The 25827-nt window shown below is 63.2% G+C and carries 26 protein-coding genes; 15 read left to right on the forward strand and 11 right to left on the reverse strand.

The genetic code is table 11. The annotated features are described in order from the left end of the window. Positions 1-143: 143 nt before the first annotated feature. The 4 genes from LB535_RS13255 to LB535_RS13270 form a co-directional block, all read right to left on the reverse strand. Positions 144-1214 carry an ABC transporter substrate-binding protein gene (locus LB535_RS13255; RefSeq protein WP_224632501.1) on the reverse strand — a complete coding sequence of 357 codons (1071 nt, stop codon included), beginning with the start codon at positions 1212-1214 and terminating at the stop codon, positions 144-146. A gap of 27 nt (positions 1215-1241) precedes the next feature. Beyond that, positions 1242-2060, reverse strand: a complete 819-nt coding sequence (locus LB535_RS13260) for an ABC transporter permease (protein ID WP_224632502.1) — start codon at positions 2058-2060, stop codon at positions 1242-1244. Continuing rightward, positions 2057-2944, reverse strand: coding sequence for an ABC transporter permease (locus LB535_RS13265; protein WP_140845780.1), 888 nt, complete (start codon positions 2942-2944; stop codon positions 2057-2059). The genes LB535_RS13260 and LB535_RS13265 overlap by 4 nt, the downstream gene beginning before the upstream one ends. 103 nt (positions 2945-3047) lie before the next feature. Further along, entirely contained in the window at positions 3048-4331 is a 1284-nt protein-coding gene (locus LB535_RS13270) for an FAD-dependent oxidoreductase (RefSeq protein ID WP_224632503.1), read from the reverse strand. Here LB535_RS13270 and LB535_RS13275 point away from each other — a divergent pair. The 6 genes from LB535_RS13275 (at position 4282) to LB535_RS13300 (ending at position 9888) form a co-directional block, all read left to right on the forward strand. Then, positions 4282-4533, forward strand: coding sequence for a hypothetical protein (locus LB535_RS13275; protein ID WP_224632673.1), 252 nt, complete (start codon positions 4282-4284; stop codon positions 4531-4533). The two genes, LB535_RS13270 and LB535_RS13275, sit on opposite strands and share 50 nt — an antisense overlap. Then, the gene (locus LB535_RS13280) at positions 4530-5687 is read left to right on the forward strand and encodes a fumarylacetoacetate hydrolase family protein (protein ID WP_224632504.1); all 1158 of its coding nucleotides are present in this window, start codon (positions 4530-4532) and stop codon (positions 5685-5687) included. Before LB535_RS13275 ends, LB535_RS13280 begins: the two co-directional genes overlap by 4 nt. Positions 5688-5955: 268 nt before the next feature. Further along, entirely contained in the window at positions 5956-6888 is a 933-nt protein-coding gene (locus LB535_RS13285) for a substrate-binding domain-containing protein (protein ID WP_140844574.1), read from the forward strand. A 107-nt stretch (positions 6889-6995) separates the two neighbouring features. Next, the gene (locus LB535_RS13290; RefSeq protein WP_224632505.1) at positions 6996-7982 is read left to right on the forward strand and encodes an ABC transporter permease; all 987 of its coding nucleotides are present in this window, start codon (positions 6996-6998) and stop codon (positions 7980-7982) included. A gap of 4 nt (positions 7983-7986) precedes the next feature. Further along, complete coding sequence (locus tag LB535_RS13295; RefSeq protein WP_224632506.1) at positions 7987-8778, forward strand: ATP-binding cassette domain-containing protein; 792 nt, start codon at positions 7987-7989, stop codon at positions 8776-8778. 87 nt (positions 8779-8865) lie between these two features. Next, entirely contained in the window at positions 8866-9888 is a 1023-nt protein-coding gene (locus LB535_RS13300) for a LacI family DNA-binding transcriptional regulator (protein WP_224632507.1), read from the forward strand. A 277-nt stretch (positions 9889-10165) separates the two neighbouring features. Here the strand turns inward: LB535_RS13300 and LB535_RS13305 are convergent, their stop codons facing one another. Next, on the reverse strand, positions 10166-10954 hold the full coding sequence (locus tag LB535_RS13305; protein ID WP_224632508.1) for a class I SAM-dependent methyltransferase: 789 nt from the start codon (positions 10952-10954) through the stop codon (positions 10166-10168). Between the two features lie 54 nt (positions 10955-11008). After that, positions 11009-11590, reverse strand: a complete 582-nt coding sequence (locus tag LB535_RS13310; RefSeq protein WP_140544202.1) for a TetR/AcrR family transcriptional regulator — start codon at positions 11588-11590, stop codon at positions 11009-11011. Between the two features lie 251 nt (positions 11591-11841). Here LB535_RS13310 and LB535_RS13315 point away from each other — a divergent pair, with 251 nt between their 5' ends. The 5 genes from LB535_RS13315 to LB535_RS13335 all read left to right on the forward strand — a co-directional run bounded on the left by LB535_RS13315 (position 11842) and on the right by LB535_RS13335 (position 18249). Then, the gene (locus LB535_RS13315; protein WP_095768759.1) at positions 11842-12078 is read left to right on the forward strand and encodes a hypothetical protein; all 237 of its coding nucleotides are present in this window, start codon (positions 11842-11844) and stop codon (positions 12076-12078) included. After that, complete coding sequence (locus LB535_RS13320; RefSeq protein WP_224632509.1) at positions 12072-15269, forward strand: efflux RND transporter permease subunit; 3198 nt, start codon at positions 12072-12074, stop codon at positions 15267-15269. Before LB535_RS13315 ends, LB535_RS13320 begins: the two co-directional genes overlap by 7 nt. Before the next feature lie 15 nt (positions 15270-15284). Continuing rightward, the gene (locus LB535_RS13325; protein ID WP_140844218.1) at positions 15285-16433 is read left to right on the forward strand and encodes an efflux RND transporter periplasmic adaptor subunit; all 1149 of its coding nucleotides are present in this window, start codon (positions 15285-15287) and stop codon (positions 16431-16433) included. Between the two features lie 181 nt (positions 16434-16614). Continuing rightward, the gene (locus LB535_RS13330; protein ID WP_224632510.1) at positions 16615-16983 is read left to right on the forward strand and encodes a hypothetical protein; all 369 of its coding nucleotides are present in this window, start codon (positions 16615-16617) and stop codon (positions 16981-16983) included. Between the two features lie 162 nt (positions 16984-17145). Next, the gene (locus tag LB535_RS13335) at positions 17146-18249 is read left to right on the forward strand and encodes a mandelate racemase/muconate lactonizing enzyme family protein (protein ID WP_224632511.1); all 1104 of its coding nucleotides are present in this window, start codon (positions 17146-17148) and stop codon (positions 18247-18249) included. A gap of 52 nt (positions 18250-18301) precedes the next feature. On the opposite strand, the gene LB535_RS13340 is transcribed toward LB535_RS13335, so the two are convergent. Continuing rightward, the gene (locus tag LB535_RS13340) at positions 18302-19660 is read right to left on the reverse strand and encodes an NAD(P)-binding domain-containing protein (RefSeq protein ID WP_224632512.1); all 1359 of its coding nucleotides are present in this window, start codon (positions 19658-19660) and stop codon (positions 18302-18304) included. 319 nt (positions 19661-19979) lie between these two features. On the opposite strand from LB535_RS13340, the gene LB535_RS13345 reads away from it, so the two are divergent. After that, entirely contained in the window at positions 19980-20702 is a 723-nt protein-coding gene (locus LB535_RS13345) for a helix-turn-helix domain-containing protein (protein ID WP_095768763.1), read from the forward strand. A 146-nt stretch (positions 20703-20848) separates the two neighbouring features. Here the strand turns inward: LB535_RS13345 and LB535_RS13350 are convergent, their stop codons facing one another. The 4 genes from LB535_RS13350 to LB535_RS13365 are packed head-to-tail and all read right to left on the reverse strand — an operon-like array spanning position 20849 to position 24632. After that, a complete protein-coding gene (locus LB535_RS13350; RefSeq protein WP_140747989.1) occupies positions 20849-21889 on the reverse strand; it encodes a heme-dependent oxidative N-demethylase family protein in 1041 nt (346 codons plus the stop codon). A gap of 9 nt (positions 21890-21898) precedes the next feature. Next, positions 21899-22864: a PDR/VanB family oxidoreductase gene (locus tag LB535_RS13355; protein ID WP_224544341.1), complete on the reverse strand. Its 966-nt coding sequence runs from the start codon at positions 22862-22864 to the stop codon at positions 21899-21901. Then, entirely contained in the window at positions 22861-23457 is a 597-nt protein-coding gene (locus LB535_RS13360) for a dimethylamine monooxygenase subunit DmmA family protein (protein WP_140844223.1), read from the reverse strand. Before LB535_RS13360 ends, LB535_RS13355 begins: the two co-directional genes overlap by 4 nt. A 41-nt stretch (positions 23458-23498) precedes the next feature. Next, complete coding sequence (locus tag LB535_RS13365) at positions 23499-24632, reverse strand: aminomethyltransferase family protein (RefSeq protein ID WP_224632513.1); 1134 nt, start codon at positions 24630-24632, stop codon at positions 23499-23501. Positions 24633-24917: 285 nt separating this feature from the next. On the opposite strand from LB535_RS13365, the gene LB535_RS13370 reads away from it, so the two are divergent. From LB535_RS13370 to LB535_RS13380, 3 genes are all read left to right on the forward strand, one after another. Then, positions 24918-25205, forward strand: coding sequence for a hypothetical protein (locus LB535_RS13370; protein WP_095768768.1), 288 nt, complete (start codon positions 24918-24920; stop codon positions 25203-25205). An 11-nt stretch (positions 25206-25216) separates the two neighbouring features. After that, positions 25217-25594, forward strand: a complete 378-nt coding sequence (locus tag LB535_RS13375) for a hypothetical protein (RefSeq protein ID WP_095768769.1) — start codon at positions 25217-25219, stop codon at positions 25592-25594. Positions 25595-25659: 65 nt separating this feature from the next. Continuing rightward, complete coding sequence (locus tag LB535_RS13380; RefSeq protein WP_095768770.1) at positions 25660-25821, forward strand: hypothetical protein; 162 nt, start codon at positions 25660-25662, stop codon at positions 25819-25821. The last annotated feature ends 6 nt before the right edge of the window (positions 25822-25827 follow it).

The following is a 25827-nucleotide window of genomic DNA, read 5'->3' on the forward strand; positions in this document are numbered from 1 at the left end:
TGTGGGAGAAGGTGGATCGGCGCGACAGCGCCGAGACGGATGAGGGGTGTTCCAGCGAAGTGAGACGTCTGTGTTCCCTGGAGCACCCCTCATCCGGCCGCTTCGCGGCCACGTTCTCCCACAAGGGGAGAAGGGGGAGCTAGTCAGCCCCCTGCCTTCACCTTTTCGAACATCTTCGCCACGTCGTCATTTTGCTTCATCGGGCCGGTGAAGATGGTGCTCTTCAGCATCACCTCCGGATCGGCAGGCAGCTGCAGTTTCTCCAGCTCCTCCTTCGACACGCCGGCGAAAGCGGTCGAGAGGGAGCTGCCATAGCCATAGGACTGGATAAGGAATTTGCCGGAGTCGGCGTCGAGCCGGCTGTTGATGAAGTCATAGGCGAGATCGACGTTCTTGGCGTCCTTCAGCATGACGAAGCCGCAGGCCCAGGTCAGCATGCCTTCCTTCGGCTTCATGAACTCGACCGGCACGCCCTGCTTCTTCAACGAGGTCGCCGACGCATTCCAGGTCATGGCGGCGACCAGTTGGCCGCTGGCCAGCGCCTGCTCGACCGAGGTCATGTCGGTGGTGTAGCTCGACAGCAGCGGCCGCTGCTCGCGAAGCTTTTCGGCCACCTTGTCCATCTGGTCAGGCGTCATGTCGAAGGGGTTCACGCCCGCCAGCAACGCCGCGACAATCGGCGTGTCGTGCACGGCGTCGATGGTCGCCATGCGGCCGGCATATTGCTTGTCCCACAGAAGATTCCAGCTCGCTTCCGGGTTCTTCACCAGGTCGGTGCGGTAGAGGATCGAGGTGTTGCCCCAATCCCAGGGCACCATCCACACCTTGCCGTCGCCGGCCTGCAAGTCGGGCAGGTTCTTGAACACCGGGAAGATCGAATCCCAGTTCTTGATGCGCTTGGTGTCGATCGGCTGCAGCAGGCCTTCCTTGTTCCAGCGCGCCACTTTGTCGTAGCAGGGATGCGCGATGTCCGGGCGGAAGCCGGCCTTGACCTTGGTGAAGGCGTCGTCATCATCGCCGAAGATCGTCGCCTCGACGCCATCGGGATGCGCGGCAAGGAAGCTCTTGTTGAAGTCGGGCAATTCGTAGCCCGACCAGGTGAAATATTGCAGCTTGTCGGCGGCAAGAGCGACTGTCGACGACAGCGCGAGCGCCAGCGCGGCAAGGCCAGCCCGGGCTTTGTGTCCGGCGATCGATTTCAGGTGGACTGTCATTTTCGTTCTCCTCTTCTTTGTTGTGGTTCAGGCTGGATTGCGGTGCGCAGCGCCGAGGCCGCGGTGGCGAAGGATTTCGGCTGTGCCCGCGATGATGAAAGATACGACGAGGATCACCGTGCCGAGCGCCATCACGGTCGGCAGCGAGCGCGGGAAGCGCAGCTGGCTCCAGATGTAGAGCGGCAGCGTCGGCTCGGTGCCGGCGAGGAAGAAGACGACGATGAACTCGTCGAAGGAAATCAGGAAAGAGAGCATGAAGGCCGACAGCACGGCGGGCAGGCTGAGCGGCAGCATGACACGCCGGAACGTCGTCCAGTCGGAAGCGCCGAGGTCGAGTGCCGCCTCGCGGATCGTCTTCGGGATGGCGGCGAAGCGGCTGCGCATCACCACGACCGTCGTCGGCAGCGCGACGAGGATATGGCCGAGCACGATGGAAACACGCGATGGGCCGAGACCGATCAGATTGACCAGGATCAAAAGCGAGATGCCGACAATGACGCCGGGGATCAGGATCGGCAGCCGGGCGATGGCGCTGATCGTGGCGGCGAGCTGCGAACGACCGTAAAGGTCCATATAGGAGACGGTGATGCCGCAAAGCGTCGCGCCGAAGGCGGCGATGACCCCGATGGCCAGGCTGTTGGCCAGGGCGCCGGACAGCGCCGGATTGCCGTAGAGCGTCCGGTACCATTCAAGCGTGAAACCCTGCAACGGAAACGCCGCCTGGATCGAGTTGTTGAAAGAAAACAGCGGGATCAAGAGCACCGGCAGATAGAGGAAGACGAGATAGCCAAGCACGTAGACGCCGAGCCAGCGGCCGTCGCTATTGATGTCTGCCCGGGCGCTCATGTGCGGCTGCCGAACCGGCGGTCGGCGCCGCGCGCGACCAGCACCACGCAGAGGATGACCAGCATGACGCAGACCGAGAGCGCGGCGCCGAACGGCCAATCATTGGCCTTGCCGAATTGCGACTGGATCAGCGTGCCGATCATGGTGCTGGCCGGACCGCCGACCATGGCCGGCGTGACATAGTCGCCGACCGTCGGCACGAAGACGACCAGCGCCGCCGCCAGAACGCCCGGCATCGAATTGGGCAGCACCACGCGGCGAAAGCTGGTGAATGGCCGCGCGCCAAGATCGGAGGCTGCTTCGAGCAGCGACTTCGGAATCGTGTCCAGCGCCACGTAGATCGGCAGGATGGCGAAAGGCGCATAGGCGTGGGCGAGTGTCACCACGACCGCGGCCGGCGTGTTGAGGAAGGCGAGCGTCGGCTCCTTCCAAAGGCCTGTCTCGATAAAGGCCGAGTTCAGAACGCCATTATAGGCAAGCACGATCTTCCAGGCGAAGACGCGCAAAAGATAGCTGGTCCAGAAGGGCAGCGTGACCAGGAAGAGCAGCAGGTTGCGGCGCCGCCCGGCATGGAAGGCGAGGTAATAGGCGACCGGATAGGCAGTAACGACGGTGGCGAGCGTCACCAAGCCGGCGATGACCAGCGAGCGCAGCGTCACCGTCCAATAGAGCGGATCGGTGGCGACGGTGACGAAATTTTCGACCGTCAGGCCAACCCCGAGCAGCGAGCCGTCATTGCCCCTGAAGGCGAGAAAGACCACCAGGCCAAGCGCGAACAGGATCAGAAAGAAGGTGACCAGCCCACCCGGCAGCAGCATGGCGAAACGGAAGACCGGCGAGATGCGGTTTTCCGGCAAGGGCCGTGTTGCGGCGATGGTCGACATCGAAGTGCCTGTTGGCTCCATCGGATTTTTGAAATCGCCTGATGTTTTTTCATATTCATGAAACTGTCAAGCAGATTCGCTTGTGCGCTGCACGCATTCGGCGTCAGCGTTCGAACGCGTCGAGCATGCGGTACCAGGTGATTGCCGCGGCGACGCCGACCTGGCGGAAAGCGTGGAACGGGATCGGCTTGATCGGCGACAGCGGAAACGGCAACTGCCTCACGTCGCCGCTTGCAAGGTAGTTTGCCATGCGCTTGCCCAGCGCGCTCATCAGGCCGACGCCCCTGCCTTGGCAGCCGACGACCGCGAGCAGGCCCTTTTCCGGCTCATGCAGATGCGGCAGGTGGTCCGGCGTCAGCGCCACGCGGCCGAACCAGCGCTTTTCGATGGCGATGCCGGCAAGCGCCGGATAGAGGCGGGTGAGCGCGCGTTCGCAATGCGCCCAATCGGCAGCGCTTGAAGGCAGCGCCATGCGGCCGCGACCGCCCAGCACCATCCGGCCATCGGGAGTCCGGCGGTAGTAGACCAGGATGCGACGGGAATCGGAAACGGCCTGACCGCCCGGCAGGATGCTTGCAGCAAGCTCGGCCGGAAGCGGCGCGGTGGCGATCTGGAAGGAATGCAGCGGCACGATCGTCTGGGCAAGACCAGGCAACAGCCCGTCCGTATAGGCGTTGGTGGCGAGCACGACCGACTTGGCCCGCAATCCGGCGCCGCCTTGTGTCGAGACCCGCCATGCGCCGGCTTCCTTGGCAAGCTTCACCACCCGCTGCTGCTCGGCGATGCGGGCGCCGGCGGCCGACGCGACGCGGGCGAGCTCGAGCGTGTAGGAGAGCGGATCGATGACGCCGGCCCGGCGGTCCAGCCAGCCGCCGAGATAGCCTTTGGCGCCGGTCATCGCCGCGATTCCCGCTTTGTCGAGCAGCTCGACGTCGGCACACCGCGAGCACCATTGGCGATCCCGGTTCGCCGCTGCCTTCAGCGCGGTCGTGGTGTGCGCGGCCTGGATCCAGCCATTGCGCGTGAACGGCACCGCCAGCTTCTCGTCGCGGATCACGTCGAACACCGCATCGGCCGTCGAGGCGGCGAACGCGACCAGGGCTTCGCCGCGTTCCTTGCCGAAGTGTTCGATCAGCCATTCCGGATCGTATTTGAGGCCGGGAATGACCTGGCCGCCATTGAGGCCTGAAGCGCCCTGCCCGATCAAGCCGGCATCCAGCACCTGAATGGAAAGGCCCGCGCGCGCCGCATGCAGCGCGGTCGACAGCCCCATGATGCCGCCGCCGACGATGACCGCGTCCAGCATGCCGTCAGCCGAAAGCTCACACTGAAACGCCGTGGCCGCCTGGGGCTTTCGCCAGATCGGATCGGAAAAGGCTTCGGCCAAGAGGATCACCTACGCGCTGGAGCTTCGTGAAAATCCTATTGCCGAGTTCATAGATTTGAAAGATCGCTTCGATGGGCCAGTTCGGCCGTGGCTGTGTGACAGCAAATGCATGGTCATAAATGTTGCGGCTGGCGGGATAGACGTCTCCGCGAAATCGGGGAAAAGTGCCGCGCGCGAAAAATTGAGAGGAATGATGCCATGACCGATCCGACCCGCCTGCCCGCCGATGGAATTTTCGTCGGTCGCGCCAAGACCAGCGCCGCTTCCCATCCGCTGGTGGTGACGGTGCGGGACGGCGAGGTGATCGACATCACCTCGAGCGCGGCGCCTACGGTGCGCGATCTTTGCGAATTGAAGGATCCGGCTGACTATCTGCGCTCGGCCAAGGGCAAGGCGATCGGTGCGCTGGAAGACATCGCGGCGAACAGTTTCGAGGCCAAACGTGATGCCGGGAAGCCCATCCTGCTGTCGCCCGTCGACCTGCAGGCGGTCAAGGCCTCCGGCGTCACCTTCGTCGTCAGCCTGCTCGAGCGCGTCATCGAGGAGCAAGCGCGCGGTTCGGCCGAAAAGGCCGACGCCATCCGCGCCGACATCGCCGGACTGATCGGCCACGATCTGTCGAAGCTCAAGCCCGGGTCGCCGGAAGCGATGGAGATCAAGGCCAAGCTGATCGCGCGCGGGGCATGGTCGCAATATCTCGAAGTGGGCATCGGCCCGGACGCCGAAATCTTCACCAAATGCCAGCCGATGGCTTCCGTCGGATTCGGCGCCGATGTCGGGCTGCACCCCGTCTCCACCTGGAATAATCCAGAGCCCGAGATCGCCATGATCGCCGACAGCTCGGGTCGCATTGTCGGCGCCACGCTCGGCAACGACGTCAATCTGCGCGATGTCGAAGGACGCTCGGCGCTGCTCCTCGGCAAGGCCAAGGACAACAATGCTTCGGCCTCGCTCGGGCCGTTCATCCGGCTGTTCGACGAAACCTTCTCCATCGCCGACGTGAAGCGCGCCACGGTGCGGCTCAACGTCGATGGCGAGGACGGCTTCTCGCTGGAGGGCGCGAGCTCGATGGCCGAGATCAGCCGCTCGCCGGAGGAACTGGTCAAGGCGGCGATTGGCCCGCATCACCAGTATCCGGACGGACTCGCGCTCTATCTCGGCACCATGTTCGTGCCCTCGAAGGACCGAGGCGAGAAGGGCAAGGGTTTTACGCACAAGATCGGCGACATCGTCACCATCTCGTCGGAAAAGCTCGGCGCGCTGGTCAACCGCGTAAGGCTGTCGCCGGACTGCCCGCACTGGACCTACGGCGCCAGCCATCTGATGCGCGACCTGGCCAGGGCGGGTCTGATCTAAAGCCGCACCAGAAGGCGACTGCTTGGAGGCCAATCCGTGCAGCGGATGGTCTATGGCGCCGCTTGCCCAACGAATATCACCGCTGCTGATGCAATCTGATGGGATTGCTGATGGCGCGCGCGCCTGTGCCAACATCCATTGGCGATGGAGGCTTGCCACTGCCTGAAAAAGAGAATGCTCTAGACGTTCCGGTCGGCGCGGGCAGGAGATGCGGCCAAGGTCGCGTCGCGCCGATCCGGGAGGAGAGTTCAACATGGGAGGAAATCGAATGCTTTCGCGGCTAAGACTGCTCGTGCTTGGCTTGATCGCGGCTATCGCCATTCCGGCGATGGCCGAGGCCAAGACGTTCTACTGGATTTCGCATGGCGGCCCGGCCGATCCGGTCTGGACCTACTTCCTGGCCGGCGCCAAGCAATGGGCGAGCGACACCGGCAACAAGGTGAACACCTCGTTCCACAATGGCGATGTCGCCTCGCAGCAGGAAGCCGTCCGAGCCGCCATCTCAGCCAAGGCAGATGGCATCGTCACCACCAGCCCGGATCCGGGCAGCCTTGTCGAGATCGTCAAGGAGGCGCGCGCGGCCAACATCCCGATCATCAACTTCAACACGCCCGATCCGAAGGCAAACTTCAACGCCTATGTCGGCGGCGACAACGTCACCTTCGGCAAGCACTGGGCGCAATATCTGGTCGACAAGGGCCTGGTGAAGAAGGGCGACTTCGTCTGGATGCCGGTCGAGGTCCCCGGCGCCACCTATGGCGTGCAGGAAGAGGAAGGCATCAAGAGCGTGTTCGGGCCGGCCGGCATCACCTATGAGGTGACCGAAGCGACACTCGACCAGGCCGAAGTGATCAACCGCATGGTCGATTATCTCACTGCCCACAAGGGCAAGGTGAAGGCGATCATCGGCCTCGGCGACCTCGTCACCGGCTCGATCAAGCGCGTGTTCGACCAGGCCGGCGTCAAGCCGGGCGAAATCCCGGTCGTCGGCTGGGGCAACTCGCTCGACACCACGCAGGAAGTGCTGAACGGATACGTCAATGCCGGGCAGTGGCAGGACCCGCAGGCGACCAGCTATGTGGCGCTTTCGCTGGCCAACATGGCCGCCAGCGGCATTCCTCCGGGCTTCAACGTCATCACCGGCGCGCTCTATGAGAAGGACACCGCCGGCGTCTACGACAAGATCCTGTCCGGCAAATAATCCCTGACATCAACGGTCGCGGCTTTCGGGCCGCGGCCGCTTTCCTGTACCGTCGAGCCCTGCCTGATCGGAGCGGGCTTCAGCCAGTCATTCACGCCGCGGGCTCAATGGAAAACCGTTCCTTCATTCAAAGTTTCATCGCTCGAGCGGAATTCGGCCCGCTGGTACTGCTTATCGTCGAGCTCGTCGTCTTCTGGGGCATCAATCCCGACTTCCTGTCGCCGCAGAATATCTCGAACATCCTGGCCTTCACCGTCGAGCTCGGCCTGATCGCACTGGCAATGACCTTGCTGATGACATCAGGCGAGTTCGATCTTTCGGTCGGCTCTCTGTTCGGCTTCTCGCCGGTGCTGATGTGGACGCTCTTCAACAGCGGCGTCACCTCGCTGGAAATGGGCCTGCTGATCGCGCTGATCGTTGCTGCCCTGATCGGACTGGTGAATGGCTGGTTCGTCACGCAGCTCAAGATCCCGTCCTTCCTGGTGACGCTCGGCATGCTGCTTGTCGTGCGCGGTTCGGCATTGTTCATCACCGACGGCTTTCCGCAGCGCACCTGGAGCGCGGAAGGCAGTTGGCTGGCGAACATACTGGTCGGCGACTTCTATGTCGGATCTTTCCGCATCTACGCCTCGCTGTTCTGGTTCATCGGCGCCGCGATCGTGCTCGGCTATGTGCTGACGCAGAGCCGCACCGGCAACTGGGTCCAGGCCGCCGGCGGCAATCCGAACGCGGCCCGCGCGCGCGGCGTCAACGTCAGCCGCGTCAAGGTCGGCCTGTTCATCCTGTCAGCGGTGATGGCCTCGCTCGCCGGCGTGATCTCGTCGCTACGCACCTCCGCGGCCAATCCCAACAGCGGCACCGGCTACGAGCTCGAGGTCATCGCCATGGTGGTGATCGGCGGCACGGCGCTGACCGGCGGGCGCGGCACCATCATCGGTACGGTGCTTGGCATCCTGATCCTGCGCGTCATGCGCAACGGCATCGTGCTGATCGGCGTGCCGGGACTCGCCTACAACATCTTCATCGGCGCGATCATCCTCGGGATGATGGCGCTGCATTCATGGCTCGAACGCCGGCACCAGGCGGGAACTTAGGACGATGGCCGAACCGCTCATCCGCATGGAAAATATCCGCAAGTCCTACGGGCGCGTGCAGGCGCTGGTGGACGCCAATTTCCACGTCAATGAAAAGGAGATCGTCGGCCTGCTGGGGGACAACGGCGCCGGCAAGTCGACGCTGATCAAGGTGCTGTCGGGCGCCGTGCCGCTGACCAGCGGCGACATCTACATCCGCGGCAAGAAGGTCACGCTGCGCAGCACCAGCGACGCCATCGCCCACGGCATCGAGACGATCTACCAGGACTCGGCGCTGGTCACGCAGCTGTCGATCGCGCGCAACCTGTTCCTCGGGCGCGAGCCGATCAAGGCGCCGCGCTTCCTGAACCGTATGGACCAGGACGCGATGAACGCGGTGGCGCGCGACCTGCTCAAGCAGGTCGGCATCACCAAGAACATCCCGCCGACAACACCGATCGGCTCGCTGTCGGGCGGCGAGCGCCAAGCGGTGGCGATCGCGCGCGCCATGCATTTCGACAGCGATCTCATCATCCTCGACGAGCCGACCAACAATCTCGGCGTCGCCGAGACGCAAGGGGTCTTGAGCTTCGTGCGCAGCGCGCGCGATTCCGGCCATTCCTGCATCTTCATCGCGCACAACATCCATCACGTCTTCCAGGTGGTCGACCGCATCGTGGTGATGCGCCGGGGCAAGGTGGTGGCCGACGACATCGATCCGAAAAAGACGACGGTCGCCGAAGTCGAGCGCGTCATCACCGGCATGTCGGACAAGGAAATCCGCGACGCCATCGCCGACGGTCCGCAGCATGGCTGAGGGCTGACCGGCAGGCGGATCGGCGGCCGGCAGCCGCTTCACGCCCGCCGCTGGCACAGGATTGCATCAGCGCCTATGACTGGACCCATGAAAGCCACCGTAGCCGATATCGCCCGGAGCTGCGGCCTGTCGACCGCGACCGTCGACCGGGTGCTCAACAACCGCCCGGGTGCAAGCGCTGCCAACCGGCAGCGCGTGCTGGAGGCGGCCAAGCAGCTCGGCTATCTGCCGACACTCGACCAGGTCGTGCTGCCGTCGAAGCCGGCGCATCTCGAATTCTTCCTGCCGATCGGATCCAATGCCTTCATGGCCGATCTCGCCCATCACATCGAGGAGTATGCGGCGCGCCTGCCGCTGGTCGCTTCCTGCCGCATCCATAACCTTGCCGGCATTTCGCCGGGCACGCTGCAGAGTGCCATGGAGAACCTGTCGCTCAAGGCCAATGGCGTCGGCGTGATCGCCGTCGACCATCCGCGCACGCGCAACATCCTGCGCGAGCTGGTCGATGCCGGGATCAGGCTGGTCACGCTGATCTCGGATGTGCCGGCGGCACCGCGCTCGGCCTATGTCGGCATCGACAACCGGGTGGCGGGCCGCACGGCGGCGCTGCTGATGGGCCGCTTCCTCGGCGGCCGTAGGGGACATCTGGCGATGGTGGTCGGCTCGCGCTCCTATCGCGGCCACGAGGAGCGCGAGATGGGCTTTCGTTCGGTGCTCGCCGAAGAATTTCCCGACCTCACGGTCTCAAGCGCGGCCGAAAGCAACGACGACCCGGACGCCAGCTACCGCGCGACCGTCAAGGCGCTGCACGACGAAACGGATCTGCTCGGCATCTATTGCGTCGGCGCTGGACGCTCCGGCGTGGCCAAGGCGTTGCTCGAGGTCAAGCCGCGTTTGAAGCCGGTCTTCATCTGCCACGATCTGACCAGGGAAACACGGCGCTATCTCGTCGACGATCTTGCCGACGTCGTCATCGACCAGAATGCGCGGCTGATCGCGGAGCAGTCGGTGATCCGCCTGCTCGGCTCCATTGCCTCGTCGGCGCCATACCTGACGAAGAAATTCATCGAGCCGCGGCTGATCTTCAAGGAAAACGTCCCGGCGCAGTAGCGCGGAGCGCGCCGCTCGCTTATTTGTCTGACGATTGATCCCGCAATTCTGCACAGCAGCTATGCAGGTTTCGCAATTGCCGAATCGTTAGGCACCCCGTATTTATCTGGGTGTCGGCCGTCTCCTCCTCCCAGATGTGATGCCGACGCTGAGTGCGGTACACCTCCTCCCGTGCCGTATTCGAAATCGAGCCCGCTGCCACCTCCTCCCGGCAGCGGGCTTTTCTTTGCGTGCCAAAGGCGGAGGCGAAGCTACCTAATGCTGACCAGATACGCGCCTAGCCTTTCGCCGTCACCAGATTGGAGCTGAGTTCGAAAGCGACCCCCGATCCATCCGCATAAGACTGCAGCACGGGCGCGCTCCCGCTCACGATGTCCTCCACGACGTGCTTGCGTTCCTGATCGGCCATTGCCTTGCCGGCGGCGCTCATGCCGACCAGGGCCATCGTGTTCAACCGCAGGAGAGGCGCCCCGTCCTCAAAGCGTATCCTGCGCGATATTGTCCTTGATCGGACGTCGTGGAAGCCGGCGTCCCGGAGCAGCACCTCGATCGGCGCCGCATTCCCAAAGCTGTGGCGCAGGTCCACCACTGGGCCGAGGAGGCGCTCGGCGACGCGGCGGAGATCCCGAAAGAAGGGGATTTCCTCATCGGGGCGCCACGTGGCAACGGCCAGCCGGCCGCCCTGCGCCAGTGCTCGCCGCATCTCCGCCGCCGCAGCGGACTTATCGGGAAAGAACTGCAGCCCTTGTTGACAGACGATCAAATCGAACTGCTCTCCGTCATGGAGAGGCAGTGCACCGGCATTGCCTACGCGCCAATCGATGTCTGGCGCCACGGTGCGCGCGACAGCAAGCATATCTGCGTTGATGTCGATGCCGAGGACATATCCGGCGGCACCGAGCCGTTCCCTGGCAACCCGGGCAACTATTCCCGTGCCGCAGGCGATGTCCAACACACGATGGCCTGGAGACAGCTTCAGGTCTTCGAAGGTCACTTCGGCCCAGGGGCGGAAGAGAGGACCCACGAGCCAGCGCTCATACATCTCCGGAAAACTTGCCTGACCCATCGTCTAGCGCCCGTTTCCGGAACAGCATAACAGAATCAGGACGAGGCGAAGAGATCAGCGCGCCCGGAACGAGGCGATCAGGCTTTCGGCCATGCGCACGAATTGCGCGCTCGGACCTTCGGCACCGACGCTCTGCATCGAGACGCGCGCGCCTTCGAGCAGCAGCGACAGCGTGTCGGCGAGAAGCTCGGCCTGGCCGATGCCGGCATCGCGGCAAAGCGCGACCAGCTTTTCGCGCTGGGCCTCCTTCAGTTCCTTGATGACGCGCCTTGCCGGGTGATCGGTCTCGGTGAGCTCGACGGCGGCATTGGCCATGTCGCAGCCGCGGCTGTCGGCGCTGAGCAGCTCCGAAGCCTTTTGCACCCAAGCATGCAACTGGGCGAGCTTGTCGCCGGGATGCTTGGCCTCGAACTCGTCCCAGATCCTCGAAGCCTTCGCCGCCGTCGCGCGCAGGCATTCGACGATCAATTCGTCCTTGGACTCGAAGTGACGGTAAAGCGTCATCTTGTTGGTGCCGGCAGCCTCGGTGATGGCATCGACGCCCACACCCTTGATGCCGTGCTTGTGGAACATGTCCTGCGCCGTCTCCAGGATTCGATCCCGGGGACGGGAACGCTCCGCAACGCCGTCAGTCATCATGCTCTCCTTTCGTCGTTTCCAAAAAAACCGTCGCCACCTCTTGACTATGGTGTTACCGGTCTGTAACTTCCAGCATGTTACTTACTGGTAACACCTATATCACTCGCCGTCAAACGACAAGGCCCTCCGATAGCCCTGCCAGAGTGAGATAGGACGCAAAACCTGCCTGTCATGCGGCTTTGGCCGGTGAAGAACGAGAAAAAGCGGTTCGTGATCAAGCGATGCGGACCGAGCAAGGAGCCACTCCTATGCAAAAGCGCAAAGACCTGACGATCGACGAAGCCATCCGGGATCCGATGATCCGGCTGGTGATGAAGGCGGACGGGATCGACCCCAAAGCCTTCGAACGGATGCTGCGCCAGCGCGCGGCTGACCAGGCGCCGGGCAACATCCCGCCATCCTTCCTGCAGGATTCCGGCTCCGGCCGGGCCCGGCGCCTGCGCCATTTCGCAAACCCGTTCGGCGAGGCGTCCGCATCATGGTGAACTTCTTCATCCACCGCCCGATCTTCGCGTCGGCGATCGCCATCATCATGGTGCTCGCCGGTGCGATCGCCTATTTCCTCTTGCCCGTCTCGCAGTTTCCCGACATCACGCCCCCGCAGGTCGTGGTCAGCGCGCACTATCCGGGCGCCAGCGCCCAGGTCGTGGCCGATACGGTCACCACCCCGCTCGAGCAGCAGATCAACGGCGTGCAAGGCATGACCTACATGTCGTCGACGAGCTCGAATGACGGCTCCTCCACCATCACCATCACCTTCGACGTCGGCCATCCGCTGAGCACGGCGGCGGTCGACGTGCAGAACCGCGTCAGCCAAGCGGCATCCTCCCTGCCGGCCATCGTCAACCAGGGCGGCGTGACGATCAAGAAGCAGAACCCCAATTTCGTGCTGATCGTCGACCTGACCTCGCCGGACGGCTCGGTCGATCCGGTGGCGCTGAGCAACCTCGCCTATCTGCAGGTGGTCGACCCGCTGAAGCGCCTGCCGGGCGTCGGCGACGTGCAGATCTTCGGCGAGCGCCGCTATTCGATGCGCGTCTGGCTCGATCCGGACAAGCTTGCCAATCTTGGCATCACCGCTGTCGACGTGCAGAACGCCATCGCCGAACAGAACGTGCAGGTGGCGGCCGGCAAGATCGGCCAGTCGCCGGCGCCCGCCGGCACCGCCTTCGAGATGCAGGTCAATGCGGTAGGCCGCCTTAGCGACCCGAAGGAATTCGGCGACATCGTCGTGCGCGCCAATTCGCAGAACGGCTCGCTTGTGCGGCTGCGCGACGTCGCCCGCATCGAGCTCGGCGCGCTGCAATATTCTTCCTCCGCCTTCTTCGGCAAGGACCCGACCGTGGTTTTGGCCGTCTACCAGATGCCGGGCTCCAACGCCCTCGACCTGCAGCAGCGGGTCAAGGACAAGATGCAGGAGCTGTCGAAGCGCTTCCCGAAGGGCGTCAGCTACGCCATGCATTACGACACGACGCGTTTCGTGTCGGCCTCGATGCACGACGTGCTGATCACGCTCGGCGAAGCGCTGGTGCTGGTGGTCGCGGTGGTGTTCATCTTCCTCCAGAGCTGGCGCACCACCATCATCCCGACCATCGCCATTCCCGTCTCGCTGATCGCGACGCTGGCGGTGATGTACATGCTGGGCTTTTCGCTCAACATGCTCTCGCTGCTCGGCATGGTGCTGGCGATCGGCCTCGTCGTCGACGACGCGATCGTCGTGGTCGAGAATGTCGAACGTCAGCTCGAGGCAGGACTCAAGCCGCTGGCCGCTACGCGCGCGGCGATGGCCGAGGTGACCGGTCCGATCATCGCCACCACGGCGGTGCTGATGGCGGTGTTCGTTCCCGTCGCCTTCATCCCGGGCGTCTCGGGCCGGCTCTATAACCAGTTCGCGCTGACCGTGGCGATCTCCGTCGGCATCTCCGCCTTCAACTCGCTGACGCTCTCGCCGGCGCTGAGCGCTGCCTTCCTGCGCCATCGCGGCGAAACCCAGTTCGTGCTGTTCCGCTGGTTCAACGTCGGCTTCGACTGGCTGTCGCATGCCTATGCGCATGGGGTGCGCATTCTGATCAAGCTGCGCTGGGCCATGCTTGGCCTGTTCGCGGCCGGCCTCGTCGCCACCTATTTCGTCTGGCAGAAACTGCCTTCGACCTTCCTTCCCGTGGAAGACCAGGGCTATTTCTTCGTCGTCATCCAGCTGCCGGACGGCGCTTCCCTGGAGCGTACCGACGCGGTGGCGCAAAGGGCGCGCGACATCCTGCAATCGACGCCCGGCGTCGACATCGTCGGCTCGATCAGCGGCCTGAACTTCCTAACCAGCGCCGCGCAGTCGAATTCGGCGGTGGAGTTCGCGATCCTGAAACCATGGGACGAACGCGGTCCTGACCAGAGCGCCTCGAAACTGGTCGAGCAGGTGCGCGGCAAGCTTCTGCAGATGCCGGATGCGTTCGCGCTCTCCTTCGATCCGCCTTCGATCCCGGGCATCGGCACCACAGGCGGCTTCGAGTTCCAGGTCGAGGATTTGTCCGGGCGCGGCAGTGCGGCGCTGAACGACGTCACGCAGGCGCTGCTCGCCGAGGCGCGCAAGCAGCCGGAGCTCAACCCGCAGCAGCTGTTCTCATCCTTCTCGACCTCGACGCCGCAGTTCAACTACGACCTCGACCGCAGCAAGGCGAAGCTGCTCGGCCTCAACCTGCCGGACGTCTTCAACACGCTGCAGATCTATCTCGGCTCGCTCTACGTCAACGACTTCAACCTGTTTGGCCGCACCTTCCGCGTGACCATCCAGGCCGACAAGGACGCGCGCGCCGACGCCACCGACATCTCGCGGCTCTATGTGCGCAACGCGTCGGGCGGCATGGTGCCGCTGAGCACGCTGGGCAGACTGGTGCCGATCGTCGGGCCGGAGACCGTGCCGCATTACAACAACAACGCGTCGGCCCTGATCAATGGCGGTGCTGCCCCCGGCTTCTCGTCCGGACAGGCGGTGGCGGCCATGGAGCGGGCGGCGGCGAATGTGCTGCCGCGCGACTTCGGCTACGAGTGGACCGGCATCACTTTCCAGGAGCTCAAGGCCGGATCGATCGCTTCGGTGGTGTTCGGGCTGGCGATCGTCTTCGTGTTCCTGATCCTGGCGGCGCAGTATGAAAGCTGGGCGATGCCTTTCATGGTGCTGCTCGCCGTGCCGCTCGCTTTGTTCGGCGCCTTCCTCGTGCTGATGCTGCGCGGCATGCAGATCGACGTCTACTCGCAGATCGGCTTCGTCATGCTGATCGGCTTGGCGGCGAAGAACGCGATCCTGATCGTCGAGTTCGCCAGACGCCGGCGCGAGGAGGGCCTCACCATCGTCGAAGCGGCGATGGAAGCCGCGAGGCTGAGACTGCGGCCGATCCTGATGACCGCCTTCGCCTTCATCCTCGGCGTGCTGCCGCTGATGTTCGCGACGGGCGCCGGTGCAGCCAGCCGGCAATCGATCGGCACCACCGTCTTCGGCGGCATGGTGGCGGCGACCGTCCTGTCGCTGGTCTTCGTGCCTGTCTTCTACGCCGTGATCGAGCAGTTGCGCGAACGTGGCGAAAGGAAACCTGCCAAGGCGCACGACGATGCGCCTCAGCAAGACGAAATTGAACCGACCGCCGAGCCGGCGCTTCAGCCGCTCGCCCAGGCGGCCGAATAAGATTGGAGATCAATTATGCGTAGATGGAAAATCGCTTTGGGAACGGCCGTCGCGCTCGGCGCGATCTCGGTGGCCAGCGTGCACTTTCTCGACATGGGCAATTTGAGCGGCGGCGCAGCGGGTGCGGCGCCAGCGCCGGCGGCCTTCGTGATGCCGGTGCCGGTGGTGAATGTCGTGAAGAAGACGCTGCCGATCTATCTCGACTACGCGGCGCGGGTGGAGTCGATCCGCAGCATCACGCTGCAGGCGCGCGTGCCGGGCTATCTGCAGGAGCAGACGGCTGCCGACGGCAGCGACGTCAAGCAGGGCGACCTGCTCTACCGTATCGCGCCCGATGATTATCAGGCCGCGCTCGACCAGGCGAAGGCGCAGGTGCAGCGCGATAGCGCGACGCTCGAATATGCGAAATCCAATCTCGGCCGCGGCACCGACCTTGCCAAGGCCGGCTATCTGGACAAGGACAGCTTCGACCAGCGCACCAGCAATCTGCGCGCGGCCCAGGCCGCCCTTGCCGTCGACCAGGCGGCGGTGCGGACGGCCGAGCTCAATCTCGGCTATGCCGAGATCAAGGCGCCGTTCTCGGGACGCATTGGCCGGAACCAGGCTTCGGTCGGCACGCTGGTCAGTGTCGCCGGCACAGTGCTCAACACGCTGGTGCAACTCGATCCGATCTATGTGACCTTCAATCCGAGCGAGAGCGATCTGGTGCAGATCGAGCAGGCGAAGGCCGCCGGTCCGATCGCCGTCGACGTGCTGTTGCCCGGCGAGACCCAGCCCAGCCAGAAGGGCGAGCTGACCTTCATCGACAACACGATCGACCACTCGACCGGCACGATCACGGCGCGCGCCACGATCGGCAACGCCAAGTTCACGCTGCTGCCTGGACAGTATGTGCGGGTGCGGCTGCATGTGAAGGAACAGCCCAACACGCTGATGGTGCCGCAGGTGGCGCTGGGTTCCAGCCAGCTCGGCAAATACCTCTATGTCATCGGCAAGGGCAACACCGTCGACCAGAAGCTGGTGTCGCTTGGGCCCACCGACGGCGACCTGATTTCCGTGACCTCCGGCATCTCGGAGACCGACCAGGTGATCACGGGCAATTTGCAGAAGATCGGACCCGGAATGCCGGTTTCTCCCTTGCCGCAACCGAAACCGGCCAGCTGATAACCCCCATCAGTTTCCGGTCCGACGGCGCCCTCGATACCCACGTCGAGGGCGCCGTTTCGTTGGGCGGCACTGAGTCCGCAATACCAACCGGCAACAGCGCCCCTAGCTTGCGCGGTATTCACAGCGGTAAGGTCGTCGAGGCAATACGTCAGTATCGGCACCTAACGGAAGACACCTCATGTCACCAAACACCATGGCTTTGTATATCGATTGCACGGGCCTGACCGTCTATATGACACGCGACGCTTTGCAAAAATTGGCCACTGAGTTGTCAAGGATAAGCGAGGCTCCGCCTCAAGAATGTTTTGAGATACATGTGCGCAGCGCATTTTCGCACTTTGATGAGAATGACAATCATTCAAGTCCTGCATTCAAGTCTCGCAACGGCCTGGCTGCCATGATTGAAGGAATGCATGCCGCAGTCGTCAAAGATGCAATCCAAAGAGGCGAAGAATCGGCGGATGCTCTGCCGTCTCCCTTCGAGCTGACTTTCATGCATGTCAGCCCAGAGGTGGTCGAGAAAATAGCAACACAATCTGACGACTGAGCGGCGCGGCGGTATCTCAAGAAGCGCTCCGACCCTTGCAATTGTCGGGCCGCGACCACCGGAGTCAGAATCCGCAGCTAGCTCCCTTGTTGGATTGTCGACAACCTGATTGTCTTGCAGCCGGTTCACCGGAATATGACCTGACCTGCAACGGACACAAACGTGAAGATCAAGAGCATCAAGGCCTATCATGTCGTGCAGCCCTTCGTGGACGGGCCCTACCGCATGTCCAAGGGGCGGATCGCCGACTGCTTCGACGCGGTGATCGTCGCCATCACGTCGGACAGCGGCGAGACCGGCTGGGGCGAGATGGCGCCGCTCGGCAATTTCTACTCGGCCGCGTTTCCCGCAGGCACACGCGCGGGCGTGCCGGAGATCGCGCCGCATCTCATCGGCCAGGATCCACGCGGCCTTGCCGGCATCGGCCGGCTGATGGACACGGCATTCAAGGGCCACCCCTACATCAAGTCGGCGCTCGACATGGCGTGCTGGGATCTTGCTGCCCGCGCCGCCGGCGTGCCGCTGGTGACCATGCTTGGCGGCCGCGAGAGCGACATGGCCGAGACCTACCGGGTCGTCACCCACGGCACGCTCGATCAGATGGCTGCACTTGCCAAAAGGATCATCGCCGAAGGCTGCCGGCGCCTGCAGGTCAAGGTCGGCGGCAATGTGCGCGACGACATCGAGCGGGTCTCGGCAGTGGCCGCCGCCGTGCCGAAGGGCACGGTGATCTTCTGTGACGCCAACGCCGGCTGGACGCCTTACCAGGCGCGCCAGTTCGCCGACGCCACGCGCGGCATCGACTACACGTTCGAGCAGCCGTGCACGACGATCGAGGAGAACATGTCGGTGCGCCGCATGCTCGACAAGCCGATGGTGCTGGACGAATCCGTCACCTCGCTGGGCGAGATGCTGGAGATCCACCGCCGCGGCGCCGCCGACGGGCTGACGCTGAAGATCTCGCGACTGGGCGGCGTAACGCAGACCCGCCTGATCCGCGACGTCGCGGTCGATCTCGGCTTCATGATCACGGTCGAGGACACCGGCGGCGCCGAGATCGACACCGCCGCCATGGCGCATCTGTCGCTGTCGACGCCGCAGGAGCGCCGGCTGCACGCCATCGCCTTCCACGAATGGGTGACGGTGCGTACGGCCAGGAACGCGCCGCCGGTGACCGGCAGCCATATGGGCGTTCCCGATGGCCCCGGCCTTGGTATCGATGTGAACCCTGGCCTGCTCGGCAAGCCTTTCTTCGAGATCGGCTGAAGATGAAGATCAGGCGCGTCGAGCCTGAGAACATTGGCGCCAGCGCGCCGCACTACTCCGCCGCCACGCCTTTCACCTCGAGATAGCTTTCCATGGAATCGTCCAGCGCCTGCAGCCAGGGCGTATGATGGACCGGCGACATGGTGCCGGTCATCAGCGAGCGGTAGGCGTTGTCGCGGAAGGTCATGATGTTTTCCATCTTGTGGTGCTCCCACTCCATGAAGGTGCGGTTGACCGCCTCGACGTCGAAGCCCGGATAGTCGGTCTGGTCCATCAGCTCTTTGGTGTAGTCGCCCTGGAACCAGATCATCTGCTCGGCGTCCTCCAGCGTCTCCTCGCGCGCCCGCCACTTGGCGCCGTGCTCGGCCATCGCTTCGGCGGATGGCAGCTTTATGCGGCCCATGATGACGTCGCGCGCATACCAGGCCTGCGCGTCGAACATGTTGAAGGTGTAGAACTGGTCCTGCATGCCGATGTAGAAAAGCTTCGGGTTCTTCTCCCAGACGACGCCTTCATAGAGATCGAGCGGCCACATCCGGTTGGCGGTCTTGAGCTTGAGGTCGTCGGTGAGGAAGGGGAAGGAATGCAGATAGCCGGTGCACAGGATGATGGCATCAACGTCCTTGGTCGTGCCGTCCTTGAAATGCGCCGTCTTGCCGACGACCTTCTGCAGCAGCGGCACCTCTTTCCAGTTCTCCGGCCATTTGAAGCCCATCGGCTTGGAGCGGTAGCTGGAGGTGATCGATTTGGCGCCGTATTTGTAGCATTGCGAACCGATGTCCTCGGCCGAATAGGAGCGGCCGATGATCAAGATGTCCTTGCCCTTGAATTCCATGGCGTCGCGGAAATCGTGGCTGTGCAGGATGCGGCCGTTGAAGGTGGGGAAACCCTCGAAGAAAGGCACGTTTGGCACCGAGAAATGGCCTGAAGCGACCACGACGTTGTCGAATTCCTCCGAGTAGGTCACGTCGTTGGTGCGATCATGCGCGGTGACGGTGAACTTCTCGGTCTCGTCGGAATAGGTCACCATGCGCACCGGGCTGTTGAAGCGCACCCAGTCGCGCAGGCCGGATTTCTCGACACGGCCCTTGATGTAGTCCCACAACACGGCCCGCGGCGGATAGGATGCGATCGGCCTGCCGAAATGCTCCTCGAAGGTGTAGTCGGCGAATTCGAGGCATTCCTTCGGGCCGTTCGACCAGAGATAGCGGTACATGGAGCCATGCACCGGATCGCCATGCTCGTCCAGGCCGGTGCGCCAGGTGTAGTTCCACAGCCCGCCCCAGTCAGACTGCTTCTCGAAGCAGACGATTTCCGGGATCTCGGCGCCCTTGTCGGCGGCCGACTTGAAGGCCCTCAACTGGGCCAGCCCTGACGGTCCGGCTCCGATGACGGCGACACGAGATTTCATTGCGGGCCTCCTCCTTTTTTGATTTCGACTTTTTTCTTCACGCAATTCCGGGCGGAAAACCGTTCGACACTTTTCCTGGAATTGCTCCCACGAAACAAATTTCACTGACAGTGACAGTAATTGGGTCTTTGGTGCTGTCAACAAGCATCTGCGGCGGCGGCGTTTGCGTGAAACGGTTTTTGCGCGCAAAGGCGGCGGCGTCACGTTGAAGCAGGCGCGCCCTGCAACCGCCAGCGGCTTGCTGTCGCGGTTGCGCTCTTGTATCGCCACCGAATATGTTCACCTTGAGTGAAATAAATCCGCGAGAGTCGGGGGCGACATGGCGAACAAGAATTCCGGCACCAGGTCCACCGATGCGGCAGCGAAGGGCAAGGCGCCGCTAAAGCGCGTTTCGGCGGCCGGGCGCACGATACGCGCGCCGTTGACGCAAAATCCGCACGCCATCCGCGACACGCGCGAGAAAGTGCTGGAAGTGGCGATCGGCCATGAGGTGCGCGCGTTCCGCAAGAAGCTCGGCATCACCGTCGCCGATCTCGCCACCGCCACCGACATTTCGCTCGGCATGCTGTCGAAGATCGAAAACGGCATCACCTCGCCATCGCTGACGACATTGCAGGCGCTGTCGCGGGCGCTGGGCGTTCCGGTGACCGCCTTCTTCCGGCGTTTCGAGGAAGAGCACAGCGCCGTCTTCGTCAAGGCCGGCGAAGGCGTCGATGTCGAGCGCCGCGGCACCCGCGCCGGCCATCAATACAACCTGCTCGGACATATCGGCGCCAACACCAGCGGCGTCGTCGTCGAGCCCTACCTCATCACGCTGACCGAGAATTCGGACGTGTTCCCGACTTTCCAGCATGCGGGCATGGAATTCCTCTACATGCTCGAAGGCGAGGTCGTTTACCGGCACGGCAACAATCTCTATCCGATGAAACCGGGCGACAGCCTGTTCTTCGACGCCGACGCGCCGCACGGCCCGGAAGAGTTGACGCGGCTGCCGATGCGGTATCTGTCGATCATCTGCTATCCGCAAAACAGCGCCGGGTGAGACGTTCTGGTTCCTCGCCCCACGAAAGTGGGGCGAGGTGGCTCGGCGAAGCCGAGACGGAGAGGGGAGCGCCCTACGAAGGCCCCCTCTCCGTCCGCTTCGCGGACACCTCTCCCCCGCTTTGCGGGGGCGAGGAACCCAAGTCTTCAATCCGGCCCGAACCCCGGGCTGGTCGGACTGCCGTCGTCGAGCTTCGACAGCCATTCCACCAGCGTCGGCCTATATCGGGTCAGGCCCTTATAGGTGGCGAGCTCTTCCGGCAGGTCGCGGATGACGCGGTGCAGGCGGCGCGCCCATTTCGGCTGCGTGACCAGCTCGTCCATCTTTATCAGATAGCAACGGATCGGGAAGACGATGGCGTTGGAACGCGGCAGCCGCCAGAAGCTTTGCAATTCGACGCGCAGATGCACCTTCTGGCCGACATTTTCGGGCGTGACCGTGGCGCGGTCCGGGCCCCATTTGTGATAGTTCTCGGGGCTGGTGTCGAGGCGCGGATTGATGGTCATCGTCCAGTTGAGGCGCCGTGCCGGCTTGCCCTGCTGGATGTTGGTGAGGAATTTCAGCGCGCGGGTGAAAATGCCCTTCTCATGCGCCAGCGGCACCGGCGCATGCCATTCAAAGAAATTCATGCCGATGTCGAAGTCGAGCGACCAGTCGGCCTGGGTGGTGACCATGCCGGCATCCATCCACAGATTGCCGTCGCGCTGGTCGAGGATACAGAAATCGCCCTGGCTCTGGCGGGTAATGTATTCCATCGGCCCGTAAGGCAGCGTCGAGGTGTCGCCGAAGGTGAAGGTGTCGTCGATGCCGAGCGGCCGGTTGATCCAGCGCCAGCGATCGCCGTTTCGCTCCAGTGTGAAGTGCTCGGGATAACCGAGCGCCTGCTGCTCCATCAGAAGCTCGAGCAGGTCCCAGCCGGCAAGCGTCATATGCGGCAGCGACTGGCAGCGCAGTGGATCCTCGGCCAGCACCAGCGCGCGGTCCTGCATCTCGGCGACATAGTGCTCGTCGACGTCGATCAGGTTCTCGAGCACGCTGCCCTTCGGGCCGACCACATGCGGCTCGATGTTGACCGCGTACATGTAGGAGTCTTCGTTGAATGGGAAGGGAAAGCGCCGGATATGCTCCGGGCTGTTCCTGAACGTGTAGTCGTCCCGGAACGTTTCCTTGCGAAAGGTGATGCCCATTGACGCCTCCTATCTTTCCAGGACCAGCGACTTGCCCTCGAAACGCGAGACGCAAGGCATGATCTTGCAGCCGGAACGGTGGTCTTCCTCGCTCAGCCAGTGATCGTTGTGGATGAACTTGCCGTCGAAGGAGATCACATTGGTCTCGCACTGGCCGCAAACGCCGCCGCGGCAGAGATAAGGCGGGTCGACGCCGGCGGCTTCGATCGCCTCGAGCAGGCTCTGCTGCTCGCCGACGCGAATCGTCTTGCCGCTGACGGCCAAGGTCACGTCGAACGGCGCGCCAGGCTGCGGGGCCGCGAAATGCTCGAAATGCACGGTCTCCGGCGGCCATCCGAGGCTAGCCGCGCGATCGCGCACCCAGTTGATCATGCCCGCCGGCCCGCAGACATAGAGGTGTGTGCCGAGCGGCTGCGAGGACAAGAGCCGCTCGAGGTCGATGCGCTCCTCGCGGTCGTCGTGATAGAGCCTGACCCGGTTGCCATAGCGCTGCTGCAGCACATCGGCATAGGTGCCCAGCGAAGCGGTGCGGCAAGTGTAATGCAATTCGAAATTGCCGCCGGTGCCTGCCAGCTGCGACGTCTGCGCCATGAAAGGCGTGATGCCGATGCCGCCGGCCAGCATCAGGTGCTTCTTCGCCCGCAGATCCAGCGAGAACAGATTGACCGGATAGCTGATCACCATCTCGAGGCCGGGCTTGACCTGCCGGTGCATGAACAGCGAGCCACCGCGGCCGGCATCGTCTCGGCGCACAGAGATCGTGTATTCGCGCGTGTCGAGCGGCGAGCCCATCAGCGAATAGGGATTGAGCCTGGTGCGGTCGCCGTCGCGCATCTCGACCACGACATGGGCGCCGCCGGAAAAGGTCGGCAGCAGCTCGCCGTCGCGACGGCGGAAATGGAAACGGGTCACGAGATCGTTGACGGGAACGACGTCGCTGACAACGACGTCGAGCTTGGTGGTGCCGGTGCTCATGGAAAGGCCTCCTCGATCGGAGGAATCTCGGAGCGATCCTCGGCATTGATGCACACGCCCTGGAAGGCCGCGAGGCGCCGCGAATAGTGATCGCGCACCAGAAGCAGCAGGCCGCAATGCGAGCAGGTAGCCGGCTGCGTCGTTACATTCTCGGTGATGCCCTTGCAGTGCACGCATTGCATGCGCCGCGCCAGCGAGCCGCGATGCTCGGTCGCAATGGAGGTATGGTCGATGCCAGCTTCAAGCGCTACTTGCATTGCCTGGCCGATCAGGCCTTCGGTGCCGGCAAGATAAAGGCGCAGGCCCATATGGGCGTTGGTCAGCGTCTGCTTCAGCCGCGGCAACAGGCTGGCGAAAGACGGCGCGATGTGAAGTTGCATCGGCTTCAGCGCTTCGAGGGCGGCGATGTGCTTCCCCTCGGGCCCCGGAATGAAGACGATCTCGGCGCCGTCGAAGAAGCCAGGCGGCGCCTTGCCGGTCATGTCCGTTATCGCGAGCGCGCCTTCCGCATCGGCGATGAACAGATGATGCTTGCCTGGTTGCGGCGACAGCGTTCCGTAAATGGGCCGGCTGATGATCGTCTTGACTGCCATTCTTTCCTTCGTGCCCCGAAAGCCCTCCCGCTGATGATGCCTCAACCTTTTGCCGTGCGCTTGGTCTTTTTGGGATCGTCGAACGGCAAGGGCTGCGCCGTTGCTTTGATCGAGCCGCTCCGGTTGCGAATCTCGAGCCTGGTGTCCTTGACGGCGCAATCGACGTCGAGGCGAGCGATGCCCATCGATTTCTCGACCAGCGGCGAATACATAGCGCAGGTCACCACGCCGACTTGTCTGCCGTCGCGATAGACGGGCGCGCCCTCATCCGCCGGTTCCTTGCCGTCGAGTAGCACGCCGTAGATCTTGAAGCGCTCCTTGCCCTTCAGCCGATAATGCTCCTCGGCGCCGCGGAAGCCGGTCTTGCCGGGGCTGACGGTGAAGTCGAGGCCGAGCTCCCACAGCGTGTCGCCGGGGCCTTCGTTCTCGAACGGATACTTTTGGGAATTGTCGTAAGGGTAGAAGAGCAGGTAACTCTCGACGCGCAGCATGTCGAGCGTGGTGAAGCGGCAGGGAATGATCCCGGCGCTCTTGCCCTCCTCGAGGATCCTGTCCCAGATCGTGCCGGCATCCTGGCCGCGGCAGAAGATCTCGTAGCCGCGCTCGCCGGTGTAGCCGGTGCGCGAGATCATCACCGGAAAGCCGAAGAGCTGCGTCTGCATGTGATGGAAATAGTTGAGGTCGCGGATGCCCGGCACATGCTTGGCGAGATAGTCGACCGCGGTCGGGCCTTGCAGCGAAAGGTCGTGCAGATTGTCATCGAAGCGCAGCGAGACATCGCGACCCATCGCCGCCCGCTGCAGCTCCTCATGGCCAGTGCCGGAGCCGTGCACGACCATCCACGAGTTGGGGCTGATGCGGTAGAGGATGCAATCGTCGGTGAACTTGCCGGCCTCGTTCAGCATGCAGGCATAGGCCGACTTGCCGGGATAGATCTTTTCGACGTCGCGCGTCGTGGCGAGGTCGATGAGATGCGAGGCATGCGGCCCGGTGATGTGGACCTTCTTCAGGCCGGAGACGTCCATCAGCCCAGCCTTGGTGCGGATCGCGATATATTCTTCGTCGGCATTCTTGTCGTAGGTCCAGGCGGTGCCCATGCCGCTCCAGTCCTCGAGTTTCGAGCCGAGCGCGCGATGGCGATCCGCCAGGGTCGAGAATCTCCAGGATGCCGTCATCCGATCGTCCTCCGTGCGATTTAAGCCGTTGCTGTTCCCTGCTCCTGCTTGGTGGCGGAGCTTGGTCGAATATTGACCGCAAACGGCGAAGCCCTGCAATCCCCTTGAAGCAAATAATTTCATTGTCAGGCAAATTTCTTGCCTTGGAACAACCGGTTTACGATGCGTAAATCCGGCTTGACAATTTCGGGAATCGGGCGGAATTTATGAAAAAAATTTCACTCTGTTGAAAGAGTGGACGCCCGGTTTGTTGTGTGGCCGGACGTCGCCAGAAGGGGAAAACCGATGTCCGACATGCAGCAGCGCATCGAAGCGCTGTACCGTTCCGACGTGCGTGGGTCCGTGCTCCTGATCGTATGCCTGTGGGCAACGATCCTCTTCGTCCTCCTGATGACGTGGCCATACATTCCGCATAGCGGCATCAAGCTCGTGGTGGCGGTTGCAGCCGCCGCGGTGCTGATCTTCAACACCGCCGCGATCCTCGCCATGCTCAACCACTACAAGGAAGACAAGGACTTCATCTACGGGCTCGACATCAAGAACGCCGACGCCGCCCGCAACCGCCAATCGTGAAGGGAGAAACCATGGCTCGCTACACCCCGCCGGAGCAGAGCAAGGCCGGACAGATCCTCGACATCGCGGTCGTGGTGGTCGCAATCTTCGTGGCGCTCTGGCTGCCGCTGAAACTCGGGTTTGCCGGGGCGGCGAAGTCGATCGACCCGCTCGATGCCAAGACCTGGGACGCGCTCGGCCAGAACGCGACCATGGCCTCGATCTGGGAGAAGCTGGGCTACACGCCGGAGACGGCGCACGACATCATCCAGAACCGCTTCCACTACATCATCGACTGGCCGACGCTGATCATCATGGCGATCGTGCTGATCGCCTATTTCGTCTTCCTGTTCCGCGCCTCCGATAAGGAATATCGCGAGGTCATCAACGAGAAGTTCGACGACAAATAGACTTCGACGACAAGAGACTTTCGACGACGAAGAGACTTTGACGACAAGAGACCGGGGAAGACATCATGTGGATGGGACTGTCTTACGTTTGCTGGGGCATCTCGGTCGTGCTTGCGGCGTGGATGCTCTACGACTGGTTCAAGGTCGATACGACCTATTCCGAGGAGACTTTGACGTCTTCCCGTGAAGGCGAGCTTGAAGCCGTTTCCGAAAAACACCGGATCTGAGTGGGG

It is taken from the genome of Mesorhizobium sp. CA10 (genome assembly GCF_020165285.1).
Lineage (GTDB): Bacteria > Pseudomonadota > Alphaproteobacteria > Rhizobiales > Rhizobiaceae > Mesorhizobium.